The sequence below is a fragment of the Gramella sp. MT6 genome (assembly GCF_019357415.1).
Lineage (GTDB): Bacteria > Bacteroidota > Bacteroidia > Flavobacteriales > Flavobacteriaceae > Christiangramia.
In genome coordinates, this window is record NZ_CP048410.1 from 2,637,211 (window position 1) to 2,655,790 (window position 18,580).

Below are 18,580 nucleotides of genomic sequence, written 5' to 3' on the forward strand. Positions count from 1 at the left end.
GCCGATAGAAAGGCGTATCAGAAACAAATTATAAGTAACTACTGGCCTCTATAAAATTTAATTCTTATCAATTATCCAAACTTATATCCTGAAACTCTAACACCCATGAGTAATCCCGAATAATCATGAGAGCCCTTATCAATGCCAGCAGCACCGGCAACTACAAACAGTGGTGCCAGATGTTCACTTCTTGGATGGCTTTCTCTTGCTTTCGGTGCATTCTTCCAGTTAATGAGCATTTCATTTCGCTTTTTAGCATCATTTATCTCAACTGTCTGGGTGAGCCAATCATCGAATTGCATTGAAACACCTGTAGCTGAAGAACTACCCGATATAAACCCTTGCATATTATGGTAGCTCATTCCTGAACCTATAATCAACACACCTTCATTTCGTAAAGGTTCAAGCACTTCGCCAAGGTTTATATGCGTTTCAGGGTCAAGGGAATTGACCAGGGAAAGCTGAACCACCGGAATATTGGCTTTTGGGAAAGCAATCATTAAAGGCACAAATATTCCATGGTCAAAGCCTCTTTCATAGTCTCTTTTTGTTTTAAAACCGCTTTCTTTTAACAGATTTTCAGTCTGTTCAGCCAATTCGGGATTACCGGGAGCTGGCCATTTTAAATGATATGTAGATTCAGGAAAGCCATAATAATCATATAGCAAATGTGGATTTGAACCGAATTGCAGCGTCGGCAAATCCTCTTCCCAATGTCCTGAAACAACAAGAATAGCTTTTATCTTTTGGCTGTATTGCTCACCAAAATTTTTAAGGTATTTCCTTAACCGACCATATCCAATAGGGTCGTCCATGGCATTTTTAGTTACATGCCACGGACCACCACCATGAGGTATAAAATATACGGGTAACTTTCCCATTCTGTATCTTTTTTTTTCTTATCGCTTTAAATGCAGTTTCCCCACTTATTAGTTGGTCGAGCCTCGTGTTTAAATTGTTTTAGTGCATTGCAGCAGGTTTACAAACGCTGAAGTATTCAAAATCGGTGCACAGCGAAAGTAAACCAGATAATTTCATTGTTCATACAACACTTAAATGGTACAGTGCCTCTTCTACAGTAGCCGATAACGAATAATTATTTTCTTCATTGACAAAAATTTTATTTGCTATTTGTAAAACCAATTCTTTCATGGGGTACTTTGACAAAAATTCCTTCTGATTCGGCAAAAAGCACCCCATCTCCATCAAACATTTTTCCCGCGATATAGACTTTTTTACCTTCAGTTTTTTCGATTGTGGCAGTCATATACATGGTGGTTTCAACCGGTAATGGCCTGTGATAATTTAGCGTCAAGTTCCCGGTAACAGCAGGCATATGATTTAAAAAGGCTACCCCTCCCATGGCTTCATCCATTACAGATGCAATGGCACCACCGTGAACAATTCCAGGGGCTCCCTGGGTTTCAACGTGAAATAAAACCCTGACGTAGAATTTCAACAAGCTTTCATCATGATAATATTGTACATCTATGTAATCCTGTTGCTTCCCTGAAACAAATGAATATGTGTACAAACTCATATCATAAGGTTTTAAATTTTGAAATTCATCAGGAATTTTCATGTTATTCATTTTTACGTGTGATTTATCTCAAATTAATGAATCCCCCGAGGCAAAGTCTCGGGGGGATTCTGTTGGTCAAACAATTACAATTACAAGAAATTGTCGGTGTTGGTTCTGTCCATGTAAGTGAATTGCAACATCCAATGTGGATAAATTGGGTCTAATTTACTTAATTCATCCAGGCGGCTTACTTCCTCGGCACTCATTTCCCATTCGGTTGCTTTAAGGTTATCTTCCAGTTGGTGGGGTTTGGTGGCACCTACCAGGACAGAAGAAACCACTGGTTTTCTGAGCAGGTAATTTAATGCTGCCTGCGCAATACTCGCGTTGTGATTGTTAGCAATTTCTTCCAGGGCATCTACAATAACATAACCTTTTTCCACATCTATCGGGATAAAATTTTGTTCTTCTTCTTTAGTTCTTCTGGAATCTTCGGGCATGGGTTTGTCTTTCCTATATTTTCCTGTTAGGAAACCACCTCCCAGCGGCGACCATGGGGTCAATCCCAAACCTTGATCTTCGAGCAGCGGAGTCAATTCATATTCCACATCTCTGGAAATCAATGAATAGATGGCTTGAAGTGACACAAATTTTTCAAAGTGATTTTCTTTAGATATAGCCAAAGCTTTCATTAACTGCCATGCTGTGAAATTACTGGCGCCAATGTACCTCACTTTTCCCTGATGCACCAAATCTGATAGAGCGCCCAAAGTTTCTTCAAGGGGGGTAATAGGATCGAAACTGTGCATCACATAAAGGTCAATATAGTCGGTGCCTAATCTCTTTAGGCTATTATTACAGCTCTCAATAATGTGTTTACGGGACAAGCCCACATCATTAATGTCCTTGCTCATCCGCCCCCTTACCTTAGTGGCAAGCACTACTTCGTTGCGTTTCTCTTTTAGCGCTTTACCCAGAATTTCTTCAGATTGACCGTGGGAATATACATCGGCCGTGTCAAAAAAGTTTACACCGGCATCAAGAGCCATATCTACTATTTTTTTGCTGCCTGAATAATCTAAATTACCGACTACTTTCCAGTAGCCCTCGCCGCCAAAACTCATAGCTCCTAAGCAAAGTTCGGATACCATTAAACCAGATTTTCCTAATTGTCTGTACTTCATAATTTTGTTTTTAAGTGTTAATTATTAAATATATTAATGTAAAGCCTTTAACTCAAATATTTTTCTGTACGCCTCATAATCAACACATATTGAGGAAATTATAATTTCATAGGTTTCCAAAATGCTTTGATAATTTAATGAGCTGTTCTTTCACTGATCATCGCCAGGCTTAATAACCGATTGATCGAGTATGCTCAATTTGATTTTTCCTGTTTTTTTATTTGATCTGCATACTATATGCTAATTCTGATACTCAATAAGTTTCAAAATATCCTTTTCTATTTTTTCAGGTTTATCAGTTGGGGCAAACCGTTTTACCGGGTTACCGTTTTTATCGATTAAAAATTTGGTAAAATTCCATTTGATACCGTTTCCGAGAAAACCTCCTTTTTTTTTCTTGAGATAAGCGAAGACCGGATGGGTGTTTTTACCGTTTACATCAATTTTTTCGGTAAGTTGAAAGGTAACACCGTAATTAATTTTGCAAGCTTCCTCGACAGTATCGTTTGTTTCAGGCTCCTGGTTCAGAAATTGCGCGCTGGGAAATCCTAAAACAACCAACCCTTTGTCTTTGTACTTTTGGTGTAGTGCTTCTAAACCGTCAAATTGTGGGGCAAGGCCACATTTTGTAGCCGTATTAACAACCAATATTGTTTTACCTTCGAAATCTTTCATTTCAATAATTTCTCCAGTGGGCTTTTTAACTTGTAACTGATAAAATTCTGATTCCATAGCATTATTAATTATTACAATAAATTTTTTTAGCAAAAAGCTATCTTCCCTGTTTCTCCCATCTACTGAACTTTTAAATTACTTGTTATATCTAACCGTAGTTTCCGTCTTGACAATAAATTCTTGATTACTGCCCCACTATATACAATCACAATATTAAATAAAAGCGTATGGAGCCGAAAGTATTCTTAGTTTCATTGTCCTGAACAATCTAATGGGCAAGCTTGATTTGTTTGGGTACAATTTTATTTAGAACTCAATAGGTACTTCTTTGGACATACAAAAACGATTTCCCAGGATTTTATTTGAATAATAATTATAGAGGTAAGTATTTAATTTTCTAAGTTAACAAATAATCCGTCAATTAATAGTTCTGAAATCTCTATACGTTTTTGTGAATTTTCCATTGAGTTTAAATGATCCTTTTTAACCTTACACATGCCTAGAAAAATAAAATTTAGCAAATCTTTGTTCACTGATCTTTTCAGTAGTTTCTCCTTTCGTAATTCTTGAAAAATAGGACCCATAATTTTCAAAATGGCAGTATGTTGGTCATACTCTAATTCTACCCACAACCTCCTATGGGTATTTTTAAGTTGTTGAATAAAAAGAAAGTTTTCACAGGTAAATGTCAGAATAAATTTAGCTATGTGTTTTAATTTTTCTTTTTGCGTAATATTATTTCTTTCATTAATATCATGCAACGATTTTATGAATATAGCCGATAAATTTTTTGTGACCAGGATAAGTAACTCATTTTTATTACTTACTGTGTTATACAAAGTTTTTTTTGAGATAGCTAGACTCTCCGCGATATCATCCATAGAGACTGATTTTATACCTTGCTGGTAATAGAGTTTACATGCAACCTCCAATATCTCCTCCAATCGGGTCATTTTATTTAATTTATAGTATTCATCGCAGGCTTTTTAAAAACCTATTATAGTTAATTGTTTCAAATAATTCAGGAATTACCAACTTCAAGGCATAATAAAGTTAAAGATATTCTCCGATCAAAATCCATTGATTCGACAATATATTTATATTTGTCTAAAATTAGACAATTTTATAAATTTTGTCAAATGAACAACGACTTAATAAAGGCACATATTATAAATTCATCAAAAAATGTATTTAAAGAGCGTGGTTTCAGCCAAATTACGATGAGTGATATTGCAAATGCATCTAACAAAGGAAGAAGTACTATTTATTATTATTTTAAAAATAAAGAAGAAGTCTTTGAGGAAGTTGCCTTACTTGAATATTTAACTATTATACAGCCTGCTAAAACAAAAATTGCTCCCTCTCGCAGCATTGAGGAAAATTTAACAGGATATGTCGCCGGTAAACTCAATAGCCTATTCAAAAAAATAGAAGGATATAGATTTTTAGTTGAAGATATAAAACAGAATCCCCACCTCAATAACTTAATATATTTTAAAATAAGGCATTTAGAAAATGAAATCTTCACAAACATTCTTACTTGGGCTTTGGAGAATGATGAAATCGCATCTATAAGCGATGATGATATTAAATTTTTGGCAATGGCCATGGGTACTGCCCTCAATAGTTTAGAAAAAGAAATGCTCCTATATGGTACCGTGGACAATATGGATATTAGATTACAGTGGCTGGTTAGCCTGCTTATAAAAGGTCTAAAATATGATCAATAAATTAAACTCACTATTAGCTAAACGTATGCGTCAATTTTATCCCATTCTTTTGCTCTGCATCACTTTTATAATATTTCAAGCTTGTAAAAAAGATGAAAAAACACAAGAAATTCAACCTATCGACGTAAAAACAATCCTTGTTGGAGAGCAGTCATTCAAAAATAATAGTAATGTCTTATCTGCTACAGGAAGGATAGCTGCAGATAAAAATGTGAAGCTTAGTTTTCAGGTATCTGGAACTATCGAGCAATTCCCGGTTAAGATGGGCGAATATGTTAAACAAAATGATCTCATCGCTAGTATAGATGCTACAACTTATCAAAAGCAATATGAAACCCAAAAAGCACAGGCAGATCTGGCTGAGGATAATTATGCCCGGGTAAAAGAAGTGTATGAAAAAGGAAGTATTGCAGAAGTTAGAATGGTAGAGGCCCGCTCTAATTACCAACAAGCACAAGCTGCTGCAGAAGCAAGCTATCAAAATGTAAAACACACCAGCATCAGGGCTCCTTTTAGTGGTTATGTTGGGGAAAAAATGATGGAAGCAGGAGACTTGGCCTCACCCGGCCAACCTGTTGTCTATTTTTTTAATATTGATATGCTTAAAGCAATTATCCCTATTCCTGATGACGAGATTAACCAGTATGAAAAAGGGGACAAAGCCGTAGTAAAAGTAGATGCGTTAAATAAAGAATATGAGGGTGAAATTACGGAAATATCTGTACAGACAGATAGTTCTAACCCCACATATACAGCACAAATAGGTATTAATAATCCTACCGGAAAAATTAAACCTGGGATGACTTGCACCGTTTCTATTTTAGAAAAGTTAGAAGCTAAAGAAGAGAGCTCTGCCACCATAATAGTACCGGTAGAAACCGTATCTGTAACCGATGGAAATGAAAACTTCGTATATGTAGTCAATAATCAAAATAAAGCCAAAAGGCGTATTGTAAAGACCGGAAAATTAACTGACGAGGGTATAGCCATTACAGAAGGTTTAAAAAATGGCGAACAGCTTATAACCTCTGGTTATCACAAACTCACCGAAAATACACCGGTAAATATTGTTAATAAATAATAAGCCCCTTATTTTATGAAAAAACAAGGTTCTATAATAGAATGGGCGATGCAGAACAAAGCTTTTCCCGTGGCACTGGCTTTTGTTTTTGTTGTGATTGGCCTGCTAGGCTTATTCAATATGCCACGAAACGAGTTTCCGGAGTTTACCATTAGGCAAGGATTGGTTATGGGATTTTACCCCGGTGCCAATTCAGAAGAAGTTGAAGAGCAACTTACTGCTAAAGTGGAAGCTTTTCTATTTAGTTACAATGAAGTAGATAAAGAAAAAACCTATTCTTACTCACAGGATGGGGCAATGTATATTTATGTAGAAATAGACAGTCGAGTAGGGCCAGACGAGACTTCGCAATTTTGGAATAAGCTAAAAAACGACGTTCCTGTTTTTCAACAACGAGAAGTGCCACCCGGCGTTAAGGGTATCCTTGTTAACAGCGATTTTGGAAGTACGGCCGCAATGATTATAGCGGTGGAATCTAAAACGAGGCCTTATAAAGATCTACAGCTACATGTTGAAGAAATTGAAGATAAACTCCGCCAGGTTAAGGGTATGGCCAAGATAAGCCATTCCGGAGGCCTTACAGAGCAGATTGCTATATATATAGATCAAAATGAGTTAGCACAATACGGTATTAGTCCAGGAGGGTTAATGCAGAGCCTACAATCACAAGGTACTGTAAGGCCAAGTGGAACTTTAGAGTCACCAGGGTTTGATAGGCCCATTCATATGGACGTTTTTTTAGAAAACATAACAGATATAGCTAATCACATTGTAAGTACCGGTGAAGATGGCAGAGTTGTCAGGATCAAAGATATTGCTGAAGTAAAAAGAGAGTATGAAGACCCAAATTCATTTATAACCACGAGCGGAACAAAAGCAATGATCATCACTTTAGAGATGGCTTCGGGCAACAATATTGTCCAGTTTGGAGATAGGATAGATGAAAAACTTGATTTAATTAAAAATCAGCTTCCAGAAGATATCCAAGTAAGGAAAATTGCTAATCAGCCCAGTGTTGTACAAGATGCTATAAGCCATTTTTTAAAAGAATTTGGCTATGCCCTTTTAGGAGTGGTCATCGTTACCTTGTTTTTGCTGCCTTTTAGGATAGCTTCTGTTGCGGCAGCAACTATCCCTATTACTATTTTATCTACACTTGCACTTATGTATATGTTGGGAATGGAACTAAATACCGTTACCCTTGCAGCACTAATTATTGTATTAGGGATAGTAGTAGATGATCCCATTGTTGTAATTGATAATCACGTAGAAAAATTAGATGAAGGACAATCTGTTTGGGAAGCGGCAAAGAATAGTGCCTTAGAACTTTTCCCCTCTGTATTTACTGCAACACTGGCCATATCTGCTACCTTTTTACCTTTGGTGTTTTTTATGTCGGGAACCGCAAAAGACTTCCTTAGCACATTTCCATATACCATAATGATCGCATTATTTCTCTCACTCGCCATCTCTGTATTGCTTGTACCCTATTTTAATACCTTATTCATTAAAAAAGGATTGCAGAACAAAAAAAATAATCAAAAAGAGCAGAAAAAATCTTTGTTAGACCGCTTGCAAAATATTTTTGATAGGAGTGTGGAAAAAGCGATGAAACACTATAAACTTACGCTTGTTGCAGGAATAGCATCAGTGCTTATAGGTATATTTCTTTTCTCCAATTTGTCGCAAGAATTGTTTCCGGTAATCGAAAGAAATCAATTTGCCGTAGAGGTCTACCTTTCTAAAAATAGCAGCCTTGAAGAAACGCAAAGCGTAGTTGAAGAATTTGAAAAGATTCTTGCAAAAGATGAGCGCGTTGAAGATTATACAAGTTTTATAGGTGAAAGTTCGCCACGTTTTCATATGGTCTATGCCCCAAATCTTCCAGCAAAGAACTATGCCCAAGTTTTGGTTACCACCTCCTCAGATGATGCTACAGTAGAAGTGCTTAAAGAATATGATGCGAAATACGCCAACATGTTTCCCAATGCATATTTAAGAATGAAGCAACTTAATATGATAGCGAAACCGGCACAGGTGGAAGTTCGGCTTTTTGGAGAAGATGTCAATAGACTAAAGGAGTATGGAAATAAGATTATTGACCTTTCTCGCAAAACCCCACAAACCATTTGGTCCAGGACTAATTATGGTGAAATTCAGCAAACCATCTCTATTGATATTAAAGAAGAAGAAGCGTCCCGTGTAGGCCTAACACGAGAACATATTGCCAACACTATTGCTATGAATATGGAGGGACTAATAGCAACACAAGTCTGGGATGATGAATATGGCATAAACGTTAAGATAAAATCTAAGAACCCAACCGACCAAAAAGTATCAACAATAAGGGAATTAGCAATAATTTTACCTAGAACAGGTACAAGTATTCCCCTACGGCAAATTGCGAATATCAAACCCGATTGGGAACAGGAACAAATTGTGAGACGTAATGGAATACGATGTTTAACGGTACGGATAGATATTGCTAAAGGAGCTGTTGCCAATGAAGTGCTCGCAAAATTACGCCCAAAAATAGAAGAATTAGAAATTCCTGATAATATTACAATTGGTTACGGCGGTGAATACGAAATGTCCCAGGAAAATCTACTACCTATGGGCATTTCTCTATTAATAAGCATCTTCATTATTTTCCTTATCCTGCTTTGGCACTTTAAATCTTTTACATATGCGGTTTTAAGCTTTATCACCATGCCACTCAGCATATTTGGGGCAGCATTAGGCTTATTGTTAATGCAGTATCCTTTTGGGTTTACATCTTTCTTAGGCCTTTTAGCACTTTGTGGAATTGTGGTTAGAAATGGTATTATCCTTATTGATTTTGCAGATGAATTAAGAAGAGATCACGGGTATTCAGTTTTCGAAGCTGCTGCCCAGGCTGCCAAAAGAAGAATGCGACCTATTTTCCTTACCTCTTCTGCAGCAGCAGTTGGTGTGACTCCTATGATCCTTAGTAGATCCACTTTATGGGGGCCTTTAGGTACAGTAATAGCTTTTGGCTTAATGGTTTCGATGGTGCTTACATTATTTGTTTTACCGGTATTGTACTGGTTGTTTTTCAGAAATAAAAAAAATGAAAGTGAAGCATCCCAAGAAAATCAAGCGAATTCCTAATATAACTATAGAAAATATGAATCCAAAGCATAGTTCTTATATCATAGCTTGCAGCCTGTTAAGCTTTCTATCCTTCGGAAGCTTGTTTGCACAGGAAACCTTAAATCTGGGGGAGGTTAAAAAAACTGCGGTATCTCATAGTAATAGTATAAAAAACGGAGAAATAAGAATTGAACAGGCTGAAGCAGCTAAACGTGAAGCAATTGCCAATTACTTTCCCCAAATTAATGGACAGGGGACCGTTCTTTACGGATTTAACAACAATATTATAGATCCTATCCAGAATATATTACCTATTGGTATTGATAATATCTATCTGGCCAGTGCTGGGGCAACAGAAATAATCTATGCGGGCGGGAAAGTTAGGAACTCAAGCAATTTAGCAGGTTTACAAGTGGAAACCAAGACAATACAGGCAGAGCAGTCTATAGATTCTGTACTTTATACAACCGAAGATAAGTATTGGCAATTAGTAAAGGTACAGGAACAACTAAGGTCCATACAAGCAAGCAAAATATACCTCACCGAATTGTTGAAACAACAAGAAGACCTGTTAGGAGCCGGACTTATTGCAAAAAATCAATTACTAAGAGTGAGAACAAATCGTAGTCGTGTGCTTTTACAACAAAGTAAACTTGCGAATATGCGGAAACTGGCATTATTGGACCTTGGCTTATATGTAGGAAAAATTTATGATACTACTACGGTTGCAATAGATACTTTGAGACAAGTAAACCCACCACAGCTTAAATATTCTGAACCAGATTTAGACTTGACCGGCAATGATAATTACCGACTTATCGAAAAGTCGGTTGAAGCCGCCAGATTAATGACAAAAATAACTAAAGCCGATCTTTTACCACAAGTTTCAGTGGGTGTGAATGCCGCCTATTTTGGATCGTTTTCCAATAATCTTCCTGGCCAGTTTAAGCCTATTGGGTTGGGAATGGTAAGCATTCCAATTTCCGATTGGTGGGGAGCAGGAAAGGAAAAAGTTCAGCAAAAAATACTTCAGGAAAAAATAGCTCAAAATAATCTGGAAGAGCAAAAAGACCAGCTTAAAATTGGTATTATGAAATCCTGGTATGATCTTATCGATGCCTACAAGCAAATTAATTATGCTCAAGAAAATTTGTACTATACCAACGAGAATTTAAAAGTTCAAAGGGATAATTACAATAGTGGCCTAAATAATTTGACCGATCTATTAGATGCTCAACAACAGGAAGAAGAAGCTGAGGCGGAATATATAAATGCTTATGCTAATTATAAACTGGCAGAATCTAAATACTTGTTTGTTACAGATAATTTAGAAGATAAATATTCTGAACACTATCAAAATTTCAATTAAAAATTTATCATGTTTAGCCACAATTAAATATGCATTTAAGATGCCTATATCATTCAAATTATCTTTTTACACGACCATTATAGCGCTACTTTCCTTTCACCAGGTCCAATCTCAGCGTCTTACGAGAGATGAATTAAAAGATACTATATTTCCTTCATTTTCAATCTATAAGGATACTTATTTTATAACAGGAGTTCCCACCCATACAGGAATTTCTAAAGAAACTGCAGATGCCAAATACCAGATAAGTTTTAAGCAATTAATAACAAGGCATACATTGCCTTTTAATACTCAGTTGTTTATTACGTACACCCAAAAGTCTTTTTGGGATGTATATGCATTCTCCAGTCCGTTTCAGGAAGTAAATTTTAATCCAGGAATCGGTTTTGGAAAACCTCTGTTCAATAACGGTGATAAACTGGTTGGTCTTACAGAATTTAAAATTGAGCATGAGTCTAATGGTCGCGATAGTTATTATTCTAGGAGTTGGAACAGTATATCCCTTAGCTACCATACACGAATTAGCAAGAAAACACTTTTAAGTATAAAGACCTGGTTTCCATTCTCCTATAAATCAGATAATCCAAAGCTAATAAAATATATAGGATATGGTGAAATAAATTTGGTTCATAATATTAGTAATGATTTACAATTGGAACTCAATGCTAAAAAGGGTAATCAATGGAACTGGAAAGGAAGCTTAAGAAGTCGCTTGATTTATTCAATAGCTAAAAGAACGAATCAGTACATTATGTTGGAATGGTTTAATGGCTATGGAGAAAATTTGATTGCTTTTGACAAATATAGAAGTATGCTCCGGATTGGATATATTATCAGGTCAACCGACCTTCAACTATTAAAACCTGCGCAGCTTAGGTAGGTTTTGTCCTTTATATTAAAATAGATTTTATGAAACAAAACTATAATATTGATTTTATTTATTTGATTCATAGCAACCCCCTTTTATCTAAAATTCTTAAATATATAGTTTTTTGGATAGCTTCCTACAGTCTCCTAATGTTCATTGCCCATCAAAATCTACTTGCAATGTACAGTGTGATAGGCCAAAAATTGGAAATTAATCAGGAGCTACCAGTAGGAGATCCCCCTGTTAAATTTACAGTTTTAATAGGAGTTATTTTTGGAACATCGTTGGCTTTGTTGGATCATTTACTTACAAAAATTTATCATCGAAATCACTCATTAGGATTAAATATTCTGGCTGGAGGGTTCATTTACTTTTGTCTACTTGCGGGACTTGTAATTGCTATTAGATCTGCAAGTGAGGTTTTTTCGAACTATTTTATAGAGAAAAATTCATTATCTGCAATAATCTTAGAAGAAAGTGGAGAACGTATTGAATATATTTTATTGATATATACTTTTTTGATGACACTCGTAATCAGTTTCTTCAATCAAATAGCTTCTAAATTCGGCCCAGGCTATTTGTGGTATATGATTCTAGGTACATTCCGCTTTCCTCGAGAGCAAGAGAGGGTTTTTATGTTCTTGGACTTAAACTCATCCACGAGATTAGCCGAAGAATTGGGCCATCTAAAATATAGTTCACTTATTCAGCATTCTTTTCTGGATATAAATAGAATTGTCAGGGAATATCATGCCGAAATTTATCAATACGTGGGGGATGAAATCGTAATTAGCTGGCCACTTCAAAAATTCCAAGGTAACTCTCCAATAGGTTTCCTTTTCTCAGTTCAAGATCAACTTAATTCTAGAGAGGATTTTTACTATAAACAATTTGGAGAGGTTCCTACTTTTAAAGCTGGAATACATATGGGTATGGTTACAGTTATAGAAGTAGGAGATGTTAAAAGGGAACTGGCTTATCATGGCGATACTTTGAATGTTGCTTCAAGGCTAGAAAACCTTTGTAAAAGCTACGATAGCTCATTGTTAATTTCCGGAGAGGTAAAAAATTCTATCCAGGATCAAAACAGGTATCATACAACTTCTTTGGGTCAAAAAAATTTGGAAGGTCGTGAGTCACCGATAGAGGTATTTAGTGTAAGACGCCACACAAATAAATATAAAAATTTAGATAAATGAAAAAAATATACCTTATCGCTTTTTTGGCATTTCAGTCTTTATTATTTAGCCAAAATAAAAAAAATGACAGCCTTCCTACTACACTGGAACTTTTAAAATATGATGGAGTCAGTACTTTCAATGGACTAACTACCACCTACACAAAACCTTTGAAATGGAAAAAAAACAATTTTCTGACAGCTGGAATTATAATAATAGGTACAGGAGCATTGTATCTAATTGACGAAGAGTCTAATATATGGTTTGAAAATCAAGAAAAAGATATTCCAGGAATAATAAAAGACTTCGGCTGGTATTATGGCAGTCCACAAAATAATTACGCAATAAATGGAGTAGTGTATCTGTACGGTTTGATAACGAAAAACCAAAAAATACGAAAAACTGGGGTTTTGCTAATTTCAGCAGCCTCTACAGCTGGCCTTATTCAAACCATTTCTAAAATAACTGTAGGAAGAGGCCGTCCTGGTGCCGGAGAAGGCAAAGGTTCTTTCAAGCCCTTTAGCAAAGAAGGTGGTTTCCATAGCTTCCCTTCTGGACACACCATTCTTTCCTTTACCACAGCCTATGCTATAGGTAAACAATTTAAAAATCCATTACTAAAAGCAGCAATTTACGGAGTGGGAATGATAGCCCCAGTTTCGCGGCTTTGGGCAGGAGCTCATTGGCTAACGGATGTGGGACTCAGCATGGCCATAAGTATTTTGGTAGTTGATACGATAGATAATTATCTAAACACAAAAAGAGATTACGGTCAAGGTTTTAAGAATAGTATAAGCTGGAAATTTAATATAGGTTTAGGAAGAGTAGGATTAATTGGGACTTTCTGATTTTTTAAATAAGTTTTTTTAATCAAAAATTGAAAGAATTTGTTAGAAAGATTTGAAAAAATACCCAAAGGATATTCTATCATTACGATGATTATAGGTCAAACTGAATATTAATAAAGGATATTAAATCATATGGAAAACCATGGTTATTAGCTTAGAAAGGATTTAAAAATACTAATATTTCAATCATATGAAGTTAACATACATTGCCCGTCTAAAATTTTTCCCCTTTTATTTGATCTCCCTATTACCAATGCCTATTTTATATTTCATATCTGATGTTTTATATATTATTGTTTATAAAGTTGTTAGCTATAGAGAAAAGGTAGTTCGATATAATCTTGTAAATGCTTTTCCAGAAAGAACTGGATACGAAATAAATATAATCGAAAAGAAATTTTATCACCATCTTTGTGATATTGCAGTAGAAGCTATTAAAACACTTACAATAAGTGAAAAAGAAATCAAAAAGCGATTAATTATACGTAATCCAGAATTGTTACTAGATTTTCAGAAAAAGCACCAGAGTATATTAATGTATGCCGCACATCAGGGAAATTGGGAGTGGTTAGTTTACTTGCCAATATATTTTCAAATTCCTTCATATACTTTTTACAAACCATTAAAAAATGGATATTTCAATGAACTGTTTTTAACTATAAGAGAACGATTCGGGGTAAAATGTATAGCGGCGAAAAAAGGATACAGGACTATCATAAGACAGAAGAATGAAAACCTATCCGTAATGAACTGTATAATAGGGGATCAAAGCCCCAAACGAAAACAGGCAAAAATATGGAAAGAATTTATGTATAGGGAAACAGCTTTTTTGACCGGTGCAGAAAAAATCGCCGATAGAACTGGACCCGCCGTGGTTTTTCCAAATTTTAGAAAAATAAAAAGAGGACATTACGAGTTACAGTTTCATATTGTCGAAAAGACGGAGACAAGCAGTATTATAGATAATTATATTAAACTTTTGGAAAGTTCCATAAGAAAAAGTCCTGAATTATGGTTATGGAGTCACAAAAGATGGAAATTGAGCTCATAGATACTCACTATAGGCTAAGGCTAAGCTTACATTATCGAAAATTAAATTTCTTAGCGGTTTTTTGGCACTTAGATGATCTAAGAAATAATATTTTTCATTTTTACCTTACCTTTTTCATTAGTTATAGCATTCATATAAAACATTAACGATTCATGCTGATAGTGGGCCCTGGATATTTCAGTGGTATCCAAAAAGGGTGAATTATCATAGGTCATCGTTAATTGAAAATAAAGTTTTGAATATAGATTAGCATCAAAATCTTCCCTGTAGAGTCCCTGTTTTCTACCTCTTTCAATATTATGCACAAGAATTTCCGAAAGCTTTTCAGAAAAATATAGCATGTGTCTATTAAATATCTCAGGATAATATTTTATTAGCTGCCTTAGCATAATGGAATCGTTAGTTCTTGAAGCTCTTTCAATATCCTCATCTCTGGCAAACATCCTTTCCACGGCGTTATCTATGGTTTCATCTAGATTTCTCATCTTTAAAAGAACTTTTTCCAACTTATAGGTTAGCACCTCTTCCAGCAGAACTTCCTTATTTTTATATTTCTGGTACAACGTCTTTTTAGAAATTTTTAGTTCCTGGGCGATGTCATCCATGGTCACTGTCTTGGCTCCGTAGTAGATGAAAAGATCTGCTACCTTCTCTAGTAATTCAATATCTTTCACCATTTGTTCTGGTTTTAAAAATTTTATTTAGGTAATTGGTTTTATAAAAATATTCCTTTTTATGCTTTAGTACAAAAAGGAGCTGACTGCCCTTTAACAGTCAGCTATTGCACTTTAATCAAATTCTAATTCCTGTTCAGGATGAATGTGCTCATAATCTGCTACCATCAGCTCCTCATAATTCTTTTCCTCTTTAGAAGAGAATTTCTCCTCCAGGCGTACAAAAATCATATATACCACCGGTACGATTACCAGGGTAAGGAATAACGATGATAATAATCCTCCAATAATTACAATTGCCAGACCATTATTCATCTCCGCAGCCGCTCCCGAGGCCAGTGCAATAGGAAGCATCCCGAAAACCATGGCAATGGTCGTCATTAAAATTGGACGCAGCCTCGCATGGTTTGCCTGGATTAAAGCTGTTCTTATTTTTTCTCCATGGTCCAGCCTATGATTGGCAAAATCTACCAGTAAAATCGCGTTTTTAGCAACTAACCCAATAAGCATTATTATCCCCAAAATGGTGAAAATGTTTAAACTTTGGTTGGTAAGAGCCAGTGCCCATAATGCTCCAATGAAGGATAGAGGAATAGAGAACAGCACTATAAACGGCTTCACGAAATCATCATACAGTACCACCATGATCATGTACACCAACATAATAGCTGCCAGTAAGGCAATTCCCAGCGTACCAAAACCTTCGCTTTGGCGTTCCATATCTCCGCCCCAGGTCCATTCCACACCTTTAGGCTGCTCGATATTCCCAAGTTTTTCTTCCCACTCCTGGGCCACTGCTCCCGTCGTTTTACCTACTGTTTGTGCCGAAACGGTTACAGAGGGCGAACGGTCGTAACGTTCAAGCAGGGAAGGGCCTGATTCATAATTAATATCTGCAAACTGGGCTAGGTTGATCCTTTGTCCACTGTTATTAACAAACTGGATATTTCTTACATCTTCTATATCATTTCTCGCTGCTTCATCAAAAATAATATTAATGTCATACTCGTTGTCTCCGGTTCTAAATTTATTGTCTGTATTGCCACTAAACGCTGTGCGCAAAGTTTGCCCAATTGTGGCTACATTTAATCCCAGGGAAGCCATTTTATCCCTGTCTGCACTTACCGAGATTTCAGGATTACCATCTTCCACACTTGTCTCCACTTCGGTGGCACCATCCACAGTCCGTAAGACTTCCTCAGCAGCCTGGGCATAGGCGAAAGCTTCTTCAAATGAATTACCAGTAACAGTCATTTGGAGTGGGGCTGCCTGGGCCCCCATTATTCCCACAGGGACGACAGTTACTTCAGCACCCACTAGTTTCTGCTCAAGATCACGTTGTAATTTAGCGGAAAAGACATTGGTTTTATCTTCTCTTTCAGATCTGTCAACTAAAGTAACATTGATCTCAGATTTATTAGTGGTAGCCTGCGCAGCGCCCATTCCTCCACTACTGGACTGGCCAACTGTGGTAAGAAGACTCTCCACCTGTGGCATGTCCTGCAGATAAGCTTCTGCTTGTTGAGTGATAAAGTTGGTTTCTTCAATGGAGGCATCTTTATCAATTTCTAACTGAACAAGAAACTCTCCCCTATCTGTTTCCGGAAAGAAATCAGATCCAATATAGCCCATTGCAACAAGAGCAATAGAACTTACAAATAAACCAATCACTACCAGAAAAGTCTTAATTTTATTGTCAAGAGACCAGTTCAGGATATTTGTTACTTCTGCAGTAAACCAGGAAATCCCTGCTTCGAACTTATTTATTATCTTTCCGAAGAAAGATTTATCGGTTATAAGCTCCAGTTTTCCATATCTGGAAAATAACCATGGCACCACCGTAAAGGAAACCAATAGGGACAAGAGGGTCGCAATGATTACCGTAACACAAAACTGCGCAATAATATTTGCCACAAGGCCGGTACTCATCGCAATAGGGAGGAAAACCACCACGATTACCAGGGTGATCGCTGTTACCGTGAACCCAATTTCTGAAGCACCGTCATATGCGGCACGGATTTTATTTTTACCCATCTCCATATGGCGATGAATATTTTCGATAACCACAATGGCATCATCCACCAGGATTCCCACTACCAGGGAAAGTGCGAGTAAGCTCATCAGGTTGAGGGTGTATCCCATCAAATACATTCCTATAAAAGTGGCAATAAGCGAAGTAGGAATGGAAACCATTACGATAAGGGCATTTCGATAGCTATGCAGGAAGAAAAGCATTATGAATGCTACAAGTGCAATAGCGATAAATAAATCTTTTATTACTGAATTTGCCGCTTCAAGTGTAAATTCTGAAGAATCATCTGCTATTGTTATCTGTACTCCCTGCTCGGCATATTGCTGCTCCATTTCATCAATTTTCTCCTGCACAAGTTCACTTACAGTCACCGCATTCGCATCGGTTTGTTTTTGAACCTGAAGTAAAATGGTATTTTGACGATCAATACGTGCAATCTTTTCTACTTCCTTTTGCGTATCCTGAACTTCGGCAACATCAGAAAGTTTAATATTCTGTCCGTTTTGAGAAGCTATTGTAAGATTTCTCAATTCCTCTACAGACTGAATTTTTCCAGAGAGCCGGATAAGCGTAGTATTCTCTCTGGTGGTAAGGTTTCCAGTAGGAAAATCCAGGTTTGAAGCACTTATTATTTGCTGCACCATTGGAACGGTAAGCCCGTAACCCTGAAGCCTGTCAGGATCCAAATTTACCCTGATTTCTCTTTCCTGTCCTCCCACAAGATTCACCTGTGCGACACCCCGAAGCCGTGAAAAGGCAGGTTCTATTTTTTCATCAATTAGATCATAAAGTTCACTTTCTGTGAGATTTGCGGTTACTCCCATACTCATTATAGGTAGATCTGAAATTGAGAACTGTGAGAGCGAAGGTTCCTCTACGTCATCAGGAAGATCAGAGCGAATGGCGTTTATTTTTCGCTGTGCTTCATTGAGCGAAAAATCGACATCCGCTTCGTTTTCAAATTCAATAGTCACCAACGACAGGCTTTCAAAAGATTTCGACTGGATCTTTTTAATGCTCTCAAGGGAAGACACTGCATCTTCTATTTTACGGGATACGGTGTTTTCCACCTCGGCAGGAGCTGCACCGGGATAAACGGTCATGACGGTAACCACCTTTACTTCAAATTTTGGGATCAACTCATAGCTGAGTTGGCTATAGCTAAAAAGACCACCAATAATTAGTAATGCGAGCATTACAATTACAAGGCTGGGCCTTTTTATAGATACTTCTGCTAATTTCATTTGTTTTTCT

At 36.6% G+C, this 18,580-nt stretch carries 15 protein-coding genes; 8 read left to right on the top strand and 7 right to left on the bottom strand.

Going from position 1 to position 18,580, the window contains the following annotated elements; genetic code table 11:
- Positions 1-71: 71 nt before the first annotated feature.
- The 5 genes from G3I01_RS11805 to G3I01_RS11825 form a co-directional block, all read right to left on the bottom strand.
- Entirely contained in the window at positions 72-881 is an 810-nt protein-coding gene (locus G3I01_RS11805) for a class III extradiol ring-cleavage dioxygenase (RefSeq protein WP_219548123.1), read from the bottom strand.
- Positions 882-1,120: 239 nt separating this feature from the next.
- Positions 1,121-1,540, bottom strand: coding sequence for a PaaI family thioesterase (locus tag G3I01_RS11810; RefSeq protein ID WP_219548125.1), 420 nt, complete (start codon positions 1,538-1,540; stop codon positions 1,121-1,123).
- Positions 1,541-1,671: 131 nt separating this feature from the next.
- Positions 1,672-2,706 carry an aldo/keto reductase gene (locus G3I01_RS11815; RefSeq protein ID WP_257710576.1) on the bottom strand — a complete coding sequence of 345 codons (1,035 nt, stop codon included), beginning with the start codon at positions 2,704-2,706 and terminating at the stop codon, positions 1,672-1,674.
- A gap of 240 nt (positions 2,707-2,946) precedes the next feature.
- On the bottom strand, positions 2,947-3,438 hold the full coding sequence (locus tag G3I01_RS11820) for a glutathione peroxidase (protein ID WP_219548127.1): 492 nt from the start codon (positions 3,436-3,438) through the stop codon (positions 2,947-2,949).
- Positions 3,439-3,770: 332 nt separating this feature from the next.
- Positions 3,771-4,334 carry a TetR/AcrR family transcriptional regulator gene (locus tag G3I01_RS11825; RefSeq protein ID WP_219548129.1) on the bottom strand — a complete coding sequence of 188 codons (564 nt, stop codon included), beginning with the start codon at positions 4,332-4,334 and terminating at the stop codon, positions 3,771-3,773.
- Between the two features lie 186 nt (positions 4,335-4,520).
- Here G3I01_RS11825 and G3I01_RS11830 point away from each other — a divergent pair, with 186 nt between their 5' ends.
- The 8 genes from G3I01_RS11830 (at position 4,521) to G3I01_RS11865 (ending at position 14,620) form a co-directional block, all read left to right on the top strand.
- Positions 4,521-5,111 (top strand): TetR/AcrR family transcriptional regulator, encoded by a 591-nt coding sequence (locus tag G3I01_RS11830; protein WP_219548131.1) that lies wholly within the window; start codon positions 4,521-4,523, stop codon positions 5,109-5,111.
- Positions 5,101-6,192, top strand: coding sequence for an efflux RND transporter periplasmic adaptor subunit (locus G3I01_RS11835; RefSeq protein WP_257710578.1), 1,092 nt, complete (start codon positions 5,101-5,103; stop codon positions 6,190-6,192). The genes G3I01_RS11830 and G3I01_RS11835 overlap by 11 nt, the downstream gene beginning before the upstream one ends.
- Before the next feature lie 15 nt (positions 6,193-6,207).
- Positions 6,208-9,324, top strand: a complete 3,117-nt coding sequence (locus G3I01_RS11840; RefSeq protein ID WP_219548133.1) for an efflux RND transporter permease subunit — start codon at positions 6,208-6,210, stop codon at positions 9,322-9,324.
- Positions 9,284-10,675, top strand: a complete 1,392-nt coding sequence (locus tag G3I01_RS11845) for a TolC family protein (protein WP_257710579.1) — start codon at positions 9,284-9,286, stop codon at positions 10,673-10,675. The genes G3I01_RS11840 and G3I01_RS11845 overlap by 41 nt, the downstream gene beginning before the upstream one ends.
- Before the next feature lie 40 nt (positions 10,676-10,715).
- Positions 10,716-11,555, top strand: a complete 840-nt coding sequence (locus G3I01_RS11850; RefSeq protein WP_219548135.1) for a phospholipase A — start codon at positions 10,716-10,718, stop codon at positions 11,553-11,555.
- A gap of 29 nt (positions 11,556-11,584) precedes the next feature.
- On the top strand, positions 11,585-12,742 hold the full coding sequence (locus G3I01_RS11855; protein WP_219548137.1) for an adenylate/guanylate cyclase domain-containing protein: 1,158 nt from the start codon (positions 11,585-11,587) through the stop codon (positions 12,740-12,742).
- Positions 12,739-13,569 carry a phosphatase PAP2 family protein gene (locus G3I01_RS11860; protein ID WP_156282221.1) on the top strand — a complete coding sequence of 277 codons (831 nt, stop codon included), beginning with the start codon at positions 12,739-12,741 and terminating at the stop codon, positions 13,567-13,569. The genes G3I01_RS11855 and G3I01_RS11860 overlap by 4 nt, the downstream gene beginning before the upstream one ends.
- A gap of 190 nt (positions 13,570-13,759) precedes the next feature.
- Positions 13,760-14,620 carry a lysophospholipid acyltransferase family protein gene (locus tag G3I01_RS11865; protein ID WP_219548139.1) on the top strand — a complete coding sequence of 287 codons (861 nt, stop codon included), beginning with the start codon at positions 13,760-13,762 and terminating at the stop codon, positions 14,618-14,620.
- A gap of 77 nt (positions 14,621-14,697) precedes the next feature.
- On the opposite strand, the gene G3I01_RS11870 is transcribed toward G3I01_RS11865, so the two are convergent.
- Positions 14,698-15,297, bottom strand: a complete 600-nt coding sequence (locus G3I01_RS11870) for a TetR/AcrR family transcriptional regulator (protein ID WP_219548141.1) — start codon at positions 15,295-15,297, stop codon at positions 14,698-14,700.
- 111 nt (positions 15,298-15,408) lie between these two features.
- Positions 15,409-18,570 carry an efflux RND transporter permease subunit gene (locus G3I01_RS11875; RefSeq protein WP_219548143.1) on the bottom strand — a complete coding sequence of 1,054 codons (3,162 nt, stop codon included), beginning with the start codon at positions 18,568-18,570 and terminating at the stop codon, positions 15,409-15,411.
- Between the last annotated feature and the right edge of the window lie 10 nt (positions 18,571-18,580).